The following is a 15,292-nucleotide window of genomic DNA, read 5'->3' as shown; positions in this document are numbered from 1 at the left end:
CTGCGCGTCGCGTTTGCACGTGCGCATAGGCGCCGTCTGACGCGCTATCTATTGGATGGTCGTGCTCGCGGAGGACGCTGAGCGCCAGGCTTTGTAGACCAGCGAGGCCACGTCCGCCCAGGCGATCTCGGTATGGCTGCGCTCCCAGTTTGCCTCCAGGATCGAGGCCACGTGCGACCACGGCACATCCCCGAAAAACACCTTTGCTTCCGCGCCCAGGATGCGCGCCAGCCCCTGTTCGCCCTGGCTGTGAATGAACATCTTCCCCTCCTCTCGCGGTGGGGCCCGCAATGGAACGACGGACGCACCGGCACAGTCGCCCTTATGGTCGGGCAGTGATGCCGGCCTCCGCTCCGTCGGAGGCCGGCCGGTCCTGTTAACGATTGCGGCTGTTGCCGCCACCGCCACCTCCGTGGCTGCGTTCACCGCCTTTTCGGCCGATATCGGCCATGTGCTCGCTGCTCTGGTTACGGCCTCCCTGGTTGCCGTTTCCGTTGCCGCTCTGGGTGCCGCTGCTGCCGCTGGTGCTGCGGCTGCTGCCGCCGCCGGAGTGGCTGGCCTGCCCACCCTTACGGCCGGCTTCGCGCGCTTCCTCGCTGTCGAACTCGTGGGCGTGACCGCTCTGATGGGCGGCACGTCCGCCTTCACTGGCAATCTCGCGCTGCTTGTCCGGATCCATGGAAGCGAAGCCGCGGTTGCTGGAGTCGTTGCCACCACTCCTGCTCTGGTTCTGGTTGTCGCTGCTCTTGCTCGGCATTTGAGTGCTCCTTTCCACTTTGCTGTGCGTGGACGCCACTGCCCACACAGGAAAGGAAGCGCAAGCTGCGTGCCAACCGCCGATGGCAGCAGCCGCGCGGGTCCCCCGCGGGCGGCGCGGGAGCGAAGCGTGAAAAAACTGCATGGCGCGGAAGGAGTTTCCACGTCGCGAGCGCAGCGGGACGGCAGGACGATGGCTGTGACGGCCGGAGCGCGAAGGCGCATCATCGCAGAGCAACACTGGAGCCCTGCGATGCCCGATTCGCCGCAACCGTCCATGTCGCCGCCTGCGGACCTCGCGGCACACGCGCGCCTGCCCTTCCCGGTGGTCGGCGTGGGCGCCTCGGCAGGCGGACTGGCCGCGCTGCAGCGCTTCTTCGAGCAGATGCCGGCCGATCCGGGCATGGCCTTCGTGGTGGTGCTGCACCTGTCCCCGCGCCACCAGAGCAATGCCGGCGCGGTGCTGCAGCGCGCGACCCGGATGCCGGTGGAGCAGGTGACCGGCTCGGTACCGTTGGTAGCCAACCACGTCTACGTGATCTCGCCGCGCTCGGACCTGGCAATGGCCGATGGCCACCTGGAGGTCCGGGACCAGGAGCGCCAGCGCGGGGCGCCGGTGGCGGTGGACAACTTCCTGCGCACCCTGGCCGACACCCACCGCGAACGCGCGGTCGGCATCGTGCTCTCCGGCGGCGGATCCGACGGCACGGCCGGCCTGCGCTGGATCCGGGAAATGGGCGGGGTGACGATGGCCCAGCTGCCCGAGGATGCCGAGCATCCGGACATGCCCCGCCATGCGATCGCCACCGGCAGCGTGGATTTCGTGCTGCCGGCGGCGGAACTGCCGCAGGCGCTGCTGGATGTCTGGCGCAACGCCCGCAACATCAGCGTGCCTCCCAGCGGCGATCCGGAGGCATCCCTGGCGGTCGCCCGCGACGAGGGACCGGAGAGCGAAGCCGCCCTGCGCGAGATCCTCGCCATCCTGGCCGAACGCAGCGGCCACGAGTTAACCCACTACAAGCGCGCCACGGTGCTGCGGCGTATCGAGCGGCGGCTGCAGGTGCGCATGCTGGCCGACCTGCCCAGCTACCGCGACTACCTGCGGGCGCACCCGGAGGAAACCCCGCCGCTGCTGGCCGACATGCTGATCAGCGTGACCCGGTTTTTCCGCGACCGGGAGGCGTTCGACACCCTGGAGCGCGACATCATCCCGCCGATGTTCGAGCGCCTGGCGCAGGCGTGCAGTGCGTCCGCTGACGACGGCAGCAGTAGCGCCGCCGCAAGCCCGCAGCCCGCCGTGCAGGGCGCAGGCGGCCAGCACCAGCGCATCGACGGGCCCGAGCGCCTGCGCGTGTGGGTGCCCGGCTGCGCCACCGGTGAGGAGGCCTATTCGCTGGCCATGCTGCTGCAGGACGAGGCCCAGCGCTTCGGCATCGCGGACGGCTTCCAGCTGTTTGCCACCGACATCGACGAGCGCGCGATCGCCCTGGCGCGCCGGGGGTGTTATCCACGGTCGATTCTGAGCGACGTCCCGCCCCGCCGCCTGCGCGAGTTTTTCTCCGTCGCCGATGACCACTACCAGGTCCGCAAGCCGCTGCGCGAGCGCGTGCTCTTCACCGCCCACAACATGCTGCGCGACCCGCCGTTCTCGCGGCTGGACTTGATCAGCTGCCGCAACGTGCTGATCTACCTGAGCCGCGAGATCCAGGAAAAGCTGCTGGAGATGTTCCATTTCTCGCTGCGGCCGGGCGGCATGCTCTTCCTGGGTTCCGCGGAAACGCCCGAGGCGGCCGGCGGGCTGTTCGAGCCGGTCGACAACAAGCACCGCATCTACCGCGCCCGCCCGGGCGGAAGCCTGCCGCGCCGCATCCCCTCGGTGCCGCTGCGGATTCCGGCGCTGCCGGCCGCGCCGCTGCGCGCCCCGGCCGATGTGCCGCAGCGCTTTGCCGGACTGCACCAGCAGGTGCTGGAGGCGTATGCCCCGCCCAGCGCGATCGTCGACTCGACGGGGGCCATCGTGCACATGACCCAGGGCGTGGCGCGCTACCTGCGCCACGCCGCCGGGGTGCCCTCGCACAACCTCGCCGCGCTGGTCGAGCCGGACCTGCGCATGGAACTGCGGATGGCGATGTTCCAGGCTGCGCAGACCCGCGAGCGGGTGACCGCGCGGCCGGTCCGCCGCCAGGCCGACGGCCACGCCACGCTGGTGACGCTGACCGTCCACCCCTTCCGGGTGGACCCGGGCGCCGGCGTGGTCCTGGACGGCGCCGGCGATGTCGCGCCGACGGCGGCCGCGGAATTCATGCTGGTGCTCTTCGCCCGGACGGACGCCGACGCGGCGGAGAGCTCGGCCAAGGCCGTCGCGCTGTCCACCGATGCGGTGGCCCGGCAGCTTGAGCAGGCCCTGCAGGACACCCGCCAGCAGCTGCAGGCCACGGTGGAGGAGTCCAACCTCTCGGCCGAGAAATTGCGCGCCTCCAACGAGGAGCTTCAGGCCATCAACGAGGAACTGCTCACGGTCAATGCCGAGCTGAAGGCCAAGGTCGAGGAAACCGAGCGGGTCAACGACGACCTGAAGAACTTCCTCGCCGCCACCGAGATCGCCACTCTGTGCATCGACCGCCAGCTGCGCGTGCGCCGCTACACGCCGGCCGCCGAGTCGCTGTTCAGCCTGATCGCCTCGGACCTGGGCCGCGACCTGTTCGACATCCGCAACCGCCTTCGTTATCCGGGACTGCGAGCGGACATGCTGGCGGTCATGGAGACGCTGCAGACCATCGAGCAGGAAGTGCGCACCGACGACGGTCGCTGGCTGATCTGCCGCATCCTTCCCTACCTGGCCGGCAGCCGCCACATCGAAGGCGTGGTGTTGACCCTGGTGGATGTCACCCCGCTGCGCCGGGCGCAGGAGGAGATCGTCCGCGGAGAGGAGGACATGCGCCTGGCGTTCCTGCAGTCGGCGGACTTCGCCGTGGTCGCCACCGACGTGGACGGCTACATCATCGGCTGGAACAGCGGCGCCAAGGCGGTGTTCGGCTACGAGGACGGGGAGATGAAGGGCAAGCGGATCCATGCGTTGTTCGTGCCCGAGGATGTTGCGGCCGGCAAGCCGGAGGATGAGATGGAGAACGCGCGCCTGTACGGGCGGGCCAGTGACGATTGCTGGCACCTGCGCAAGGACGGCAGCCGGATTTTCTGCAGCGGCGTGATGACCCCGGTGGACGTGAACGGCCTGCGTGGCTACGTCAAGATCGCCCGCGATGCGACCGTGCAGCACGAGCTGCGCGAGCTCAGCGAGGAGAAGCTGACCCGCTCGCGCGCCGCGCACGCCGCGGCCAAGGCCAGCCTGGCGGTGAAGGAAGAGTTCCTCGCCGTGGTCTCGCACGAACTCAAGCACCCGTTGAACCTGATCAGCGTCAATGCCGAGCTGATCGGTCGCACCATGGCGCCGCAGCTGCGCAACGAGCCGGTCGCGGCGCGCGCGCTGGATGCCGTGTGCCGCGCCGCCCACGCCCAGGGCCGCATCGTCGACGACCTGCTGGACCTGTCGCGCATCCGCACTGGCAAGCTCAGCCTGGACCTGGCGCCGGTGGATCTGGCGGCGGCGGCGCAGGCGGCGGTGGAGGCGATGTCGGCCGAGGCCGCGGCCGCCGACATCCGCCTGCTGGCCGAGTGCCCGGAGAATCCGGTGATGGTGATCGCCGATGCCGCCCGGCTCAACCAGATCCTGTGGAACCTGCTGGGCAATGCGGTCAAGTTCAGCAGCGCCGGCGGGCGGGTGCGGGTGCGCACGCGCGCGGAGGCGGACTTCGGCCGCCTGGACGTCATCGACAACGGGCGCGGCATCAGCGCCGACGCGCTGCCACGCATCTTCGAGATGTTCGGTCAGGGCGGCGCGCGCGCCGCCAGCCACCAGCGCGGACTGGGTATCGGCCTGTCGGTGGTGCGACAGCTGGCCGAGCTGCACGGCGGACGCGTGCAGGCGCGCTCCCAGGGACCCGACAAAGGGGCGTGCTTCAGCGTCTGGCTGCCGCTGCAGGCGGCGTCGCTGACTGAGCCCGCCGCAAGCACCCACGACCACCCGGCAGGCGCAGGCACCGGCCTGTGCGTGCTCATCGTCGACGATGACCCGCAGACGGTGGATGCGCTGGCCACGTTGCTGCGCCTGGAAGGGGTGGACGTGCTGGCCGCCAGCAGCGGCGAGCAAGCCCTGCAATTGGCGGCGGGCCGGCCCCCGGATGTGGTGCTCACCGATCTGGGCATGCCGGACATGGACGGCTACCAGCTGCTGGCCAAGCTGCGCGAACGGCCATCGGCCGCGGACGTTCCGGTCATCGCCGTCACCGGCTTTGGCGGCGAGAACGACGCGCGCCAGTCCGGGGAGGCCGGGTTTGCCGGCCACATCGGCAAGCCGGTCCGCGTGGATGACTTGCTGCGCGAAATGGACGAGGTGGTGAAGGTGAACCGTTCAGGCTCCAGCCCTTGAGCCGGTCCCAATACAGCAGGCGTTCAACAGCGCGTTAACTGCGCCGGGCCTACGCTCGGAATCCAACCCGCGGGAGGGCCGTCTTGGAACCCACCCTGTTCATTCTCGACGATGACCGCAGCTTCGTCCGCGCCGCCAGCGAGATGGCGCGCCAGCACGGCTACCAGGTCCACGCCGCGCATACCCTGGCCGAGGCGCGGGAAAAGATCCCCGACATCCGCGCCGACCTGCTGCTCCTCGACCTGGAGCTGCCCGATGGGCGCGGTATGGACCTGCTGGCCGACATCGACCTGGCCGAGCACGGGCAGGTGGTGGTGGTGACCGGCAGCCCGAGCATCGAATCGGCGATGCGCGCGGTCTCCGCGCCGGTCATGGATTACATCCTCAAACCGCTGTGTCCGGCGCAGATGGCCAGGCTGCTGGAGCAGTCATCGCCGGGTCGCTGGAAGAAGTCCGTGCCCAGCCGGCCGCCGGGGCTGGACGGTTTCGTGGGCCGCTCGCCGGCCATGCAGCAGGTCGCCGACACCCTGGTCCAGGTAGCGGCTTCGGAGGCGACCGTGCTCATCGACGGCGAGAGCGGCACCGGCAAGGAAGTCGCCGCCCGCGCGCTGCACGAGCTCAGCGGACGCAGTGGCCCGTTTGTCGCCATCAACTGCGGGGCCGTGCCCCACGAGCTGCTGGCCAGCCAGCTGTTCGGCCACGAGCGCGGCAGTTTCACCGGCGCCCACGGTCGCCACATCGGTGTGTTCGAGCAGGCCGCGCACGGCACCCTGCTGCTGGACGAGATCGGCGAGATGCCGGCGCAGTTGCAGGTCTACCTGCTGCGCGTGCTGGAGACCGGGACCGTCACTCGCGTCGGCGGATCCGATGCGATCCCCGTGCCGGTCCGGGTCGTGGCGGCGACCAACCGCGACCCGCTGGCTGCCGTGGAGGCCGGACGCCTGCGCGAGGACCTGTACTACCGCCTGGCCGATGTGCCCATCACCCTGCCGCCGCTGCGCGAGCGCGGCGACGACGTGATCCTGCTGGCGCGCATGTTCATCGATCGGCTCAATACGCGTTACCACCGCAGCCGCTACCTCAAGCCGCGGACCGAAGGCCTGCTGCTGCGCCACGCCTGGCCGGGCAACGTGCGCGAACTGCGCAGCGCCGTCCAGCGCGCCTACCTGCTGGAGCCCGGCGATGCACTGACCGTGCGGCCGGCGCCTCCGCGGCCGGTGCTGACCGAGACCGACTCCACCATCGTGTTCACCGTCGGCACCACCCTGGCCGAGATCGAGCGCCGCGCCCTGCTGAAGACGCTGGCCCATTTCGACCAGGACAAGACCGCCGCCGCGCGTGCACTGGGCATCAGCGTGCGCACCGTGCACAACCACCTTGCCCGCCTCGAGGCCGAGGACGGCAGGACGTCCGACGCGCCGGCATGAGCGCGCCCGAATCCGACCGCGACTGGCTGCACGATCTGCGCAACGCGCTCAACACGGTCGTTCTGTCGGCCGCCGTGGTACGTGGCCTGCTCGCACAGGGCGAACTCGACCGCGCGATCGAGTTCCTCGACGACCTGGAGCAGGCCTGCAGCGCCTGCCAGCAACTGGTGAGCCAGCCGCGGACCGTGCGCCGGTCGCGCTGAAGTCCGCTGGCTTGCGGCACACTCCGTGCAACGGTCCACACGGACGCGATCCTCTCTGGCAGGTGGGCAGAATGGAGGCAGTGGCGGCGACATCGCTCACCGACGAATGGCGACACCCGCTCGCTTCGACGCTGCACAGGCAACGGCGGCGGCTGATGGTGAGCTACATCGTTCACGTGCTCTGGTTCGGGGCGATGGTTCTCACGGCGGTCTTCCACGCCTCCCGGACCGTGGCCACCACCTCGATCTGGCTGGCGCTGATCACCGTGCCTCCGGTGATTGTCTACGCGGCACGTGTCCACCGGACCTGCCGCGCCATCGACCCGGTGGCGCGCACCATCGGCCTGGTGCCGATGATCCTGATGACGGTGTTCCTGACCCCGTTCGAGTCCGGGTTGATCGTGCCGGCGAAGAACCTGCAGGTCTCCGGCAAGCTGCTGGCAAGGATGCAGCGAGAGTCCGCAGTCGGGGTACCCTAGGCGACCATTAATCCAGCCGCAGGCTCCGACAGGACGATCCCATGCGCTCCAACTCACTGACCGGCGCCTATGTGCTGATTGCCGTTGGCACCTACTTCCTGCTCCAGAAACAGGGCTGGCTGCCCAACATCCGGCCGCTCGTCACGGAATGGTGGCCGGCGGTGCTGATCGTCATCGGCGTGGGCATGATCGTGCAGCGGCGCTCGCGCGGTTGAGCGCGACGCCCCGGCGCGCTAGCGCCGATGCTGCCCCGATGAGCAGGCGGGCCGGATTCACGCAACCGAGCCGTCGCGATATCTAGGATCACGCGGATCCAACAAGTGGACGTGGCAGCCGATGACGAACGAGCCGATTGACGAGAAGCGTTCGCAGCCTGGTGCGCATGGCGCAACACCGGGCTAGGCGGGCTCCAGACCTCCGGCGCCGATTGAGCGCAGCCGTTTCGGCGGCACCCAGCGTCTCCCCAGGCGGGTGGACGACGAGGCACCGGTATCGCGCGGCGACCTGGGCAAGGGTCGCCAGGAACTGGTCGGCGACGGCAAGGCCCACATCAACTGGAGCGTGCTGGTCATCGCCTCGGCGGTGATTCTCGCGTTCTCGGTGTGGGCGATCTTCATGCCCGATGGCGCGCGCACCACCATGCGCCTGGTCGTCCACTAATTCGCCTCCAACCTTGGCTGGTACTACGTGCTGACGATGGCGCTGGTGATCGGATTCGTGGTCTGGGTGGCCGTGTCCAGGGAAGGCGATATCCGCCTCGGCCCCGACGATTCCCGGCCGCAGGACAAGCTGACGACCTGGGTGGCAATGCTGTTCGCCGCCGGCGTGGGCATCGACCTGCTGTTCTTTTCCGTGACCGGCCCTGTCGTGCAGTACCTGACCCCGCCCGCGGGCGACGGCGTCTCCTCGGCCGCGTTGCAGGATGCGGTGGTGTGGACGATGTTCCACTACGGCATCGCCGGCTGGGCGGTGTACGCGCTGCTGGGCATGGCGATGGGCTATTTCGCCTACCGCTGGGACATGCCGCTGTCGATCCGCGCCGCGCTGTATCCGCTGCTGGGCAAACGCGTCAGCGGCCCGCTCGGCCATGGCATCAGCATCATCGCGCTGGTAGGCACGGTATTCGGCGTGGCCACGTCAATGGGCATCGGCGTGGTCCTGCTGAGCGTCGGCTTCGCGCGCATTTTTGGTCTGGAGGCCGGCCTGACGCTGCAGATCGCGCTGGTGATCGGCGCGGTCGCGGTCACCATCGCGGCCACCACCTCCGGGGTGGACCGGGGCGTGCGCTGGATCTCCGAGCTGAACCTGTGGAGCGCGCTGGCGATGATGGTGTTCATCCTCGTCGCCGGCCAGACCGCGTTCCTGATGAATGCGCTGGTCGAAAACGTGGGCCGGTTCCTGGTCACGCTGCCGGCGCGGATGTTCCAGACCTTCGCCTACGAGCCCGGCAGCAGCGAGTGGATGGGATCGTGGACGCTGTTTTTCTGGGCGTTCTGGCTGGCCTGGGGGCCGTTTGTCGGCGTGTTCCTGGCGCGGATCTCGCGCGGACGCACGCTGCGCGAATTCGTCATTGCCGCGATCACCGTGCCGGTGCTGTGCGACTTCATCATCGTGTCGCTGTTCGGCAACTCGGCGCTGTACGAGGTGCTGCAGGGAAACACTGGATTCGCCGAGCTGGCGGTGGCAAGCCCCGAGCGCGGCTGGTACGCACTGATGGAGCTGTTCCCGGGTGCGATCTTCCTGATCATCCTGGCGACCTTTTCCGGACTGCTGTTCTACCTCACCAGTGCCAATTCCGGGGCGATGGTGATGTCGAACTTTTCCACCTCCATCCCGGATCCCGCGCAGGACGGTCCCAAGTGGCTGCGCATTTTCTGGGCGCTGCTGACCGCCGTGCTGACCATCGCAATGCTGCTCGCCGGTGGCGTGATGACCATGGAGTACGCCACCCTGATCTTCGCCCTGCCGGTGACGATCATCGCCTACCTGGTGATGGCCTCGTTCTACAAGGCGCTGGGGATGGAACGCGCCGAGCGCGAGGGCACGGTGCTGCGCAAGCCGTCCATCGCGCCCAGCGGCGGGCCGGTGCCGGAGCGCTCCTGGAAACAGCGGCTGGGCCACCTGCTCACGTTCCCGTCTTTGCGCGAGGCCAGCCAGTTGCTGGAGCGGACCGTGCGGCCGGCGCTGGAAGAGGTCGCCGCCGAGTTCCGCAACGAGGGTTACCAGGTGCAGAGCGAATCGGTGACCAACGCCCTGGGCATTGCCGAGCCAGTGCTGCGGGTGTCGCCGGAGGCGCAGCGGCCGTTCCAGTACCAGGTCGCCGTGGTCGAGGCGCCGGTACCGACCTTCAGCGGCAAGATGGCGCGCCAGACGGACGTCTATTACCGCCTGGAAGTGGTCACCGGATCGGGCTCGGGCGGCTATGACCTGATGGGCCTGACCCGGCCGCAGGTCATCGACGACGTGCTGGAGCGCTACGAGGCATACCTTGCCGCCCGGGCGGAGGCGGTCCAGTCGCAGGCGCGCGGCGCCGGGGAAGCCACGGACTGATCCCTTGATCCGGGTCCGGGCGCTCCATTGCGGTTCCTCATGCAACGCTTGACCCGGCCGGCCGCCCCGTGCGCGCCTACTTGGCGTCGCTGAAGACCTTGTCCAGGCTCTGCTCGAACTCGTGGTAGCCGATCCGGTCGTACAGCTCCTCGCGGGTCTGCATGGTGTCGACCACGTTCTTCTGGTGGCCGTCGCTGCGGATGGCGGTGTAGACGGCCTCGGCGGCCTTGTTCATCGCCCGGAAGGCGGACAGCGGGAACAGTTGCATTGCCACGCCCACTGAGGCGAGCTCGTCGCGGGTGAACAGCGGGGTCTGGCCGAACTCGGTGATGTTGGCCAGCACCGGCGCCTTCACCGCATCCACGAAGCGCTGGTAGGTCGGCAGGTCGTAGGCGGCCTCGGCGAAGATGCCGTCGGCGCCGGCCTCCACGAACGCGATCGCGCGCTCGATGGCGTCATCCACGCCGTGCGAGGCGATCGCGTCGGTGCGCGCGATCAGGAAGAAATCCGGATCGGTTTTGGCATCGACCGCCGCCTTGATGCGGTCGACCATCTCGCCCTTGGAGACGATTTCCTTGCCCGGGCGGTGGCCGCAGCGCTTGGCACCCACCTGGTCCTCGATGTGGCAGGCGGCGCCGCCGGCCTTGATCAGCGACTTCACCGTGCGGGCGATGTTGAACGCGCTGGGGCCAAAGCCGGTATCGATGTCGACCAGCAGCGGCAGGTCGCAGACATCGGTGATCCGGCGCACGTCGGTCAGCACGTCATCCAGGGTGTTGATGCCCAGGTCGGGCAGGCCCAGCGACCCAGCCGCGACACCGCCGCCGGACAGATAGATGGCGCGATAGCCCGCGCGCCTGGCCAGCAGCGCGTGGTTGGCGTTGATGGTGCCAACGATCTGCAGCGGCTTCTCTTCGCTGAGGGATTGGCGGAAACGGGCGCCGGGGCTCGTGCTTGCGGTCATGGGGCTCTCGATGTCGGTGGATGGGGCGGCGCGTGGCCGCGCGCTTACATTTTGGCGTAATTGGGACCGTCGCCGCCGAGCGGGGCGACCCAGACGATGTTCTGGGTCGGGTCCTTGATGTCGCAGGTCTTGCAGTGCACGCAGTTGGCGAAGTTGATCTGCAGCTTCTCCGCACCCGGCTCGCCGACGAATTCATACACGCCCGCCGGGCAGTAGCGCGCCTCCGGACCGGCGTATTCGGCCAGGTTGATGGCCACCGGCACGGCCGGATCCTTCAGCGTCAGATGCGCCGGCTGGCTCTCGTCGTGGTGGGTGCTGCTGAGGAACACCGAGCTGAGCCTGTCGAAGGTGAGTACACCGTCGGGCTTGGGGTAGTCGATCTTCTCGCGCTTGTCGGCCGGATCCAGGCACTCGTGGTCGGCCTTGGCGTGGCGCAGCGTCCACGGCGGATTGCGGATGCCCAGCTTGGGCAGCAGCCACTGCTCGATGCCGGTCATCAGGGTGGCGATCGTGCGGCCCTTCTTGAACCACTGCTTGAAGTTCTTCGACTGCTTGAGCTCGTCGTGCAGCCAGCTGGCTTCGAATGCGGCCGGATAGGCGTTCAGCTCGTCATGCGAGCGGCCCGCGGCCAGGGCATCGAATGCGGCCTGGGCCGCCTGCATGCCGGTCTTGATCGCGGCGTGGCTGCCCTTGATCCGGCTCGCGTTGAGGTAGCCGGCTTCGCAGCCGACCAGCACGCCACCGGGGAACACGGTCTTGGGCAACGACATCAGCCCGCCGGCGGTGATGGTGCGGGCGCCGTAGGAGATGCGCTTGCCGCCTTCCAGGTGCTTGCGGATGGAGGGGTGGGTCTTGAAGCGCTGGAATTCCTGGAACGGGCTCAGCCAGGGGTTGGTGTAGTCCAGGCCGACCACGAAGCCGACCACGACCTTGTTGTCATCGGCGTGGTAGACGAACGAGCCGCCGTAGGTGTCCGAATCCAGCGGCCAGCCGGCGGTGTGCACCACCAGGCCGGGTTCGTGCCTGGCTGGATCGACCTCCCACAATTCCTTGATGCCCAGGCCGAAGCTCTGCGGGTCACAGTCCCGGTCGAGCTGGAAGCGCTCGATCAAGCGGCGACCCAGGTGGCCGCGCGAGCCTTCTGCGAAGACGGTGTATTTGGCGTGCAGCTCCATGCCGCGCTGGAACTGCGGGCCGGGCTCGCGGTTCTTGTCCAGGCCCATGTCGCCGGTGGCCACGCCGATCACCGCGCCGGCGTCGCTGTAGAGCACCTCGTCAGCGGCGAAGCCGGGGAAGATCTCCACCCCGAGTGCTTCCGCCTGGCCGGCCAGCCAGCGGGTGAACTCGCCCAGGCTGATCACGTAGTTGCCGTGGTTGTCGAAGCACTCCGGCAGGAACGCGGCCGGGGTCGCCCGGGCGCCGGTCTCGCTGAGGAACAGGAACTCGTCGCGGGTCACCGGCTGGCGCAGCGGCGCGCCGCGCTCCTTCCAGTCTGGCAGCAGCTCGTCCAGCGCGCGCGTGTCCATGATCGCGCCGGAGAGGATGTGCGCGCCCGGCTCGGAGCCCTTCTCCAGCACGCACACCGAGACCTCGCTGCCCTTGCTGGCGGCGAGCTGGCGCAGGTGGATCGCGGTGGCCAGTCCGGCCGGGCCGGCGCCGACCACGACGATGTCGTACTCCATCGATTCGCGGGGGCCGTAGGTGGCGTTCAGGTCTTCCGGGGTCATGGCGGTTCCATTGCTGATGATGCGCCGTGGAGCGCATGCAGGAGTGGCTGGGAACGTCTTTGCAGCGGCGGGATGCCAGCCATTATCCCGCGCGGCGGCTGAAGACGCGAAACGCTAGCTTGCGTGACTCGCGTTCGCGGTCCCGGTCGCGTTGGGCGACGCGGCGGCCAGGATCGCCGACGGCGCCGCGTTCCAGATCGAATCCGCGCGCGAGGCCAGGTGCGCGAACACGCGTTCCAGGTGCTTGATCCGGTGCGGCTGGCCCATCACCCAGGGGTGGATGTTGAGCGCGAGCATCCGGCCTTGGCCGGTGTCGCGGGCCTCGGCGAGCAGGAACTCGCAGGCGTCGATCACCTGGTCGGCGTACTGGGATTCGCTGTGCAGGTTGTCGCCGACGATGAAGCGGTCCTCCAGCTCCAGCGACAGCGGCAGGATGGACAGCGGGCCGTGGTCGGTATTGAAGGCGTAGGGCAGCTCGTCGTTGACCCAGTCGGCGCACCAGTCGATGCCGGCCTCGCGCAACAACTCGGGCGTGTGTTCGGACTGCGAGCGCGCCGGCGACAGCCAGCCGCGGATTGGCGCGCCGGTGTAGGGCGCCAGCGCGGCCAGGCTGCGCTGGATCCACTCGCGCTCGCGCGTCTCGTCCAGACCGCCGTAGTGCACGCAGTCCATGTTCCAGCCGTGACCGAGCAGCTCGAAACCGGTCGCCTGCACGCGGCGCAGCAGCGCGGGGTAGCGCTCGGCGAGCTCGCCATTGACCGCGACGCTGGCGGTCAGGTCGTGCTGCTTGAGCGCCTCCAGCACGCGGAACACGCCGACCCGGTTGCCGTAGTCGCGCAAGGTGTAATGGCGCAGGTCCGGGTAGGGCATGGTCATGCTGCCGGGCGCCTTGAAGCCTTCGCCGGCCGGGTTCAGCGGGAAGTGCTCCAGGCTCAGGTTCAGCCACAGCGCCAGCGCCTTGCCGTCCGGCCAGGCCACCGGCGCGCGCTCGGCCAGCATCGACCACGCGTAGCGGTCGTGGTCCATGCCGTGGCGGCGGCGCGGGTACTGCAGGTAGTCGGGGCCAAGGCTCATGCCGTCTGCTCCTGCGCCACGGCGTCGATCGACGCCAGCGCCTCGTCGTAGTGGTGTTCCAGGTAGTGCGCGGCGATCTCACGGCCGGTCGTTTTCCACACACCGTCGTGCTGGCTGATGTAGTCCATCGCGTCCTCGAACGCGGCGAGCCGGTGCGGGTGGCTGACCTGGTAGGCGTGCAGCGGCACACACATCACCGTGCCACTCTCCGCGCCTTCCGCGTACAGCCGGTCGAAGGCGTCCTTGATCATCTGCCCGTAGCGGCGCGGCTCGATCTTGTTGACCACGTAGGTGATCGTGTCGTTGAGCTCCAGCGAGTAGGGCACCGAAACGAAACGCTGGCCGCTGCGGGTGCGCACCGGCGTGGGCTGGTCGTCGTGGAACAGGTCGCAGGTGTACCGGCCGCCGGCCTCGGCGAACAGGTCGATGGTCGCGTTGGAGTGCGACAGCGCCGGGGCGAGGTAGCCGTCGCAGTGCTGTCCGGTGTGCTGGGCGATGAGCGCCATCGACTCCTCGATCATCTCCCGCTCCTGCGCCTCCGACAGGCCGTAGGTGTAGCGGGTGTTGTAGATGCCGTGGCTGAAGAACTCCCACTCGCGCTCGGCCGCCAGCGCGATCACCTCGGGGTGATGGATCAGCGTCGCCGCCGACAGCGACACCGAGCCGCGCAGGCCGTACTTGTCCATCACCCGCATCATGCGCTGGTGGCCGACCCGGTTGCCGTAGTCGCGGGTCGCGTAACCCAGCACGTCGGGCTGCGGACGCGGCCAGGGTTTGCGCTGCGGGTTGGGCGGCGGGTCGAGCTCGTAGAACTCGATGTTGGGCGCGATCCACAACGCGACCTTCGCCCCGCCCGGCCACTGGATCTTCGGCCGGCTGTCGTAGGGCCAGTAGTCGTACAGGCCCGGATCGGCCTTCTGCGTGGGCGCGCCGGTACTCATGGCGTGAGCTGGCGCAGCTGCGACGTCACCTCGTCCACCGACTCCACGTCGGCGTACTTGAGCATGATGTCGGCCAGGTTGGCGAAGTGCGGGATCTCGTGTTTGTCGGCCACGCACTCCTCCACCACGATCGTGCGGAACCCGCGCGACAGGCTGTCCACCGAGCAGGCGCGCACGCAGCCCGAGGTCGAGCCGCCGGTGATGATCAGCGTGTCGATGCGGTGGAAGGTCAGCAGCGACCACAGGTTGGTCTCGAAGAACGGGCTGGCCATCAGCTTGTGCATGACGATGTCGCCGGGTTGCACGTCGGCGCGGGGATCCAGCTGGGCGCGCTCGGAGCCGTGCTTGATGTTCTGCAGCGAGTCGGGCGTATTCGTGCGCGTGCCCCAGACCCCGGCGTCCTCGCCGTTCTCGGCGTAGGCGACGTAGGTCCAGATCACCGGCAGGCCGCGCTCGCGCAACAGCGCGGAGAGCGTATTGATGTGCTCGATCTGGCGCGGGTCGGTCTCATATGCGGTCTTGAACGCATCCATGTCGGTGTAGGCGCGCTGGACGTCGATGTTGACGATCGCCGGACGCTGGCCGAAGCCGAACTTCGCGCGGTTCCGGTTGGCCTTGACCTGCGCCCAGTACTGGCGCGCAGTGAGGTCGGACGTTTCCATTACAGGCATGGGATTCTCCTGGA

The 15,292-nt window shown here is 68.7% G+C and carries 14 protein-coding genes; 7 read left to right on the top strand and 7 right to left on the bottom strand.

What is annotated here, in order from left to right; genetic code table 11:
- Positions 1-48: 48 nt before the first annotated feature.
- Entirely contained in the window at positions 49-261 is a 213-nt protein-coding gene (locus INQ40_RS12665) for a hypothetical protein (RefSeq protein ID WP_194340717.1), read from the bottom strand.
- Between the two features lie 115 nt (positions 262-376).
- Entirely contained in the window at positions 377-757 is a 381-nt protein-coding gene (locus tag INQ40_RS12660; protein ID WP_194340716.1) for a KGG domain-containing protein, read from the bottom strand.
- 276 nt (positions 758-1,033) lie between these two features.
- Here INQ40_RS12660 and INQ40_RS12655 point away from each other — a divergent pair, with 276 nt between their 5' ends.
- The 7 genes from INQ40_RS12655 (at position 1,034) to INQ40_RS12630 (ending at position 9,901) form a co-directional block, all read left to right on the top strand.
- On the top strand, positions 1,034-5,242 hold the full coding sequence (locus INQ40_RS12655; RefSeq protein WP_228482036.1) for a chemotaxis protein CheB: 4,209 nt from the start codon (positions 1,034-1,036) through the stop codon (positions 5,240-5,242).
- Between the two features lie 83 nt (positions 5,243-5,325).
- Positions 5,326-6,669: a sigma-54 dependent transcriptional regulator gene (locus INQ40_RS12650; RefSeq protein ID WP_194340714.1), complete on the top strand. Its 1,344-nt coding sequence runs from the start codon at positions 5,326-5,328 to the stop codon at positions 6,667-6,669.
- Positions 6,666-6,872, top strand: a complete 207-nt coding sequence (locus INQ40_RS12645) for a hypothetical protein (protein ID WP_194340713.1) — start codon at positions 6,666-6,668, stop codon at positions 6,870-6,872. Before INQ40_RS12650 ends, INQ40_RS12645 begins: the two co-directional genes overlap by 4 nt.
- A gap of 71 nt (positions 6,873-6,943) precedes the next feature.
- Positions 6,944-7,351, top strand: a complete 408-nt coding sequence (locus INQ40_RS12640; protein ID WP_194340712.1) for a hypothetical protein — start codon at positions 6,944-6,946, stop codon at positions 7,349-7,351.
- Positions 7,352-7,392: 41 nt separating this feature from the next.
- Positions 7,393-7,566, top strand: coding sequence for a DUF5668 domain-containing protein (locus INQ40_RS12635; protein WP_193985043.1), 174 nt, complete (start codon positions 7,393-7,395; stop codon positions 7,564-7,566).
- 256 nt (positions 7,567-7,822) lie between these two features.
- Entirely contained in the window at positions 7,823-8,011 is a 189-nt protein-coding gene (locus tag INQ40_RS13110) for a hypothetical protein (protein ID WP_228482035.1), read from the top strand.
- A 36-nt stretch (positions 8,012-8,047) separates the two neighbouring features.
- Positions 8,048-9,901, top strand: coding sequence for a BCCT family transporter (locus tag INQ40_RS12630; RefSeq protein WP_255524271.1), 1,854 nt, complete (start codon positions 8,048-8,050; stop codon positions 9,899-9,901).
- A gap of 76 nt (positions 9,902-9,977) precedes the next feature.
- Here the strand turns inward: INQ40_RS12630 and prpB are convergent, their stop codons facing one another.
- From prpB to INQ40_RS12605, 5 genes are all read right to left on the bottom strand, one after another.
- The gene (gene prpB, locus INQ40_RS12625; protein ID WP_194340711.1) at positions 9,978-10,865 is read right to left on the bottom strand and encodes a methylisocitrate lyase; all 888 of its coding nucleotides are present in this window, start codon (positions 10,863-10,865) and stop codon (positions 9,978-9,980) included.
- A 44-nt stretch (positions 10,866-10,909) separates the two neighbouring features.
- Complete coding sequence (locus INQ40_RS12620) at positions 10,910-12,592, bottom strand: electron transfer flavoprotein-ubiquinone oxidoreductase (RefSeq protein ID WP_194340710.1); 1,683 nt, start codon at positions 12,590-12,592, stop codon at positions 10,910-10,912.
- A gap of 114 nt (positions 12,593-12,706) precedes the next feature.
- A complete protein-coding gene (locus INQ40_RS12615; RefSeq protein WP_194340709.1) occupies positions 12,707-13,666 on the bottom strand; it encodes a polysaccharide deacetylase family protein in 960 nt (319 codons plus the stop codon).
- Positions 13,663-14,607 (bottom strand): polysaccharide deacetylase family protein, encoded by a 945-nt coding sequence (locus INQ40_RS12610; RefSeq protein WP_194340708.1) that lies wholly within the window; start codon positions 14,605-14,607, stop codon positions 13,663-13,665. The genes INQ40_RS12615 and INQ40_RS12610 overlap by 4 nt, the downstream gene beginning before the upstream one ends.
- Positions 14,604-15,278: an isochorismatase family protein gene (locus INQ40_RS12605; RefSeq protein WP_228482033.1), complete on the bottom strand. Its 675-nt coding sequence runs from the start codon at positions 15,276-15,278 to the stop codon at positions 14,604-14,606. Before INQ40_RS12605 ends, INQ40_RS12610 begins: the two co-directional genes overlap by 4 nt.
- Positions 15,279-15,292: the final 14 nt, after the last annotated feature.

It is taken from the genome of Lysobacter sp. H21R4 (assembly GCF_015277535.1).
GTDB classification, from domain to species: Bacteria; Pseudomonadota; Gammaproteobacteria; order Xanthomonadales; family Xanthomonadaceae; genus Novilysobacter; species Novilysobacter ciconiae.
Note: the sequence above shows the minus strand (reverse complement) of the source record. Positions and strands in the feature narration are given on the sequence as shown.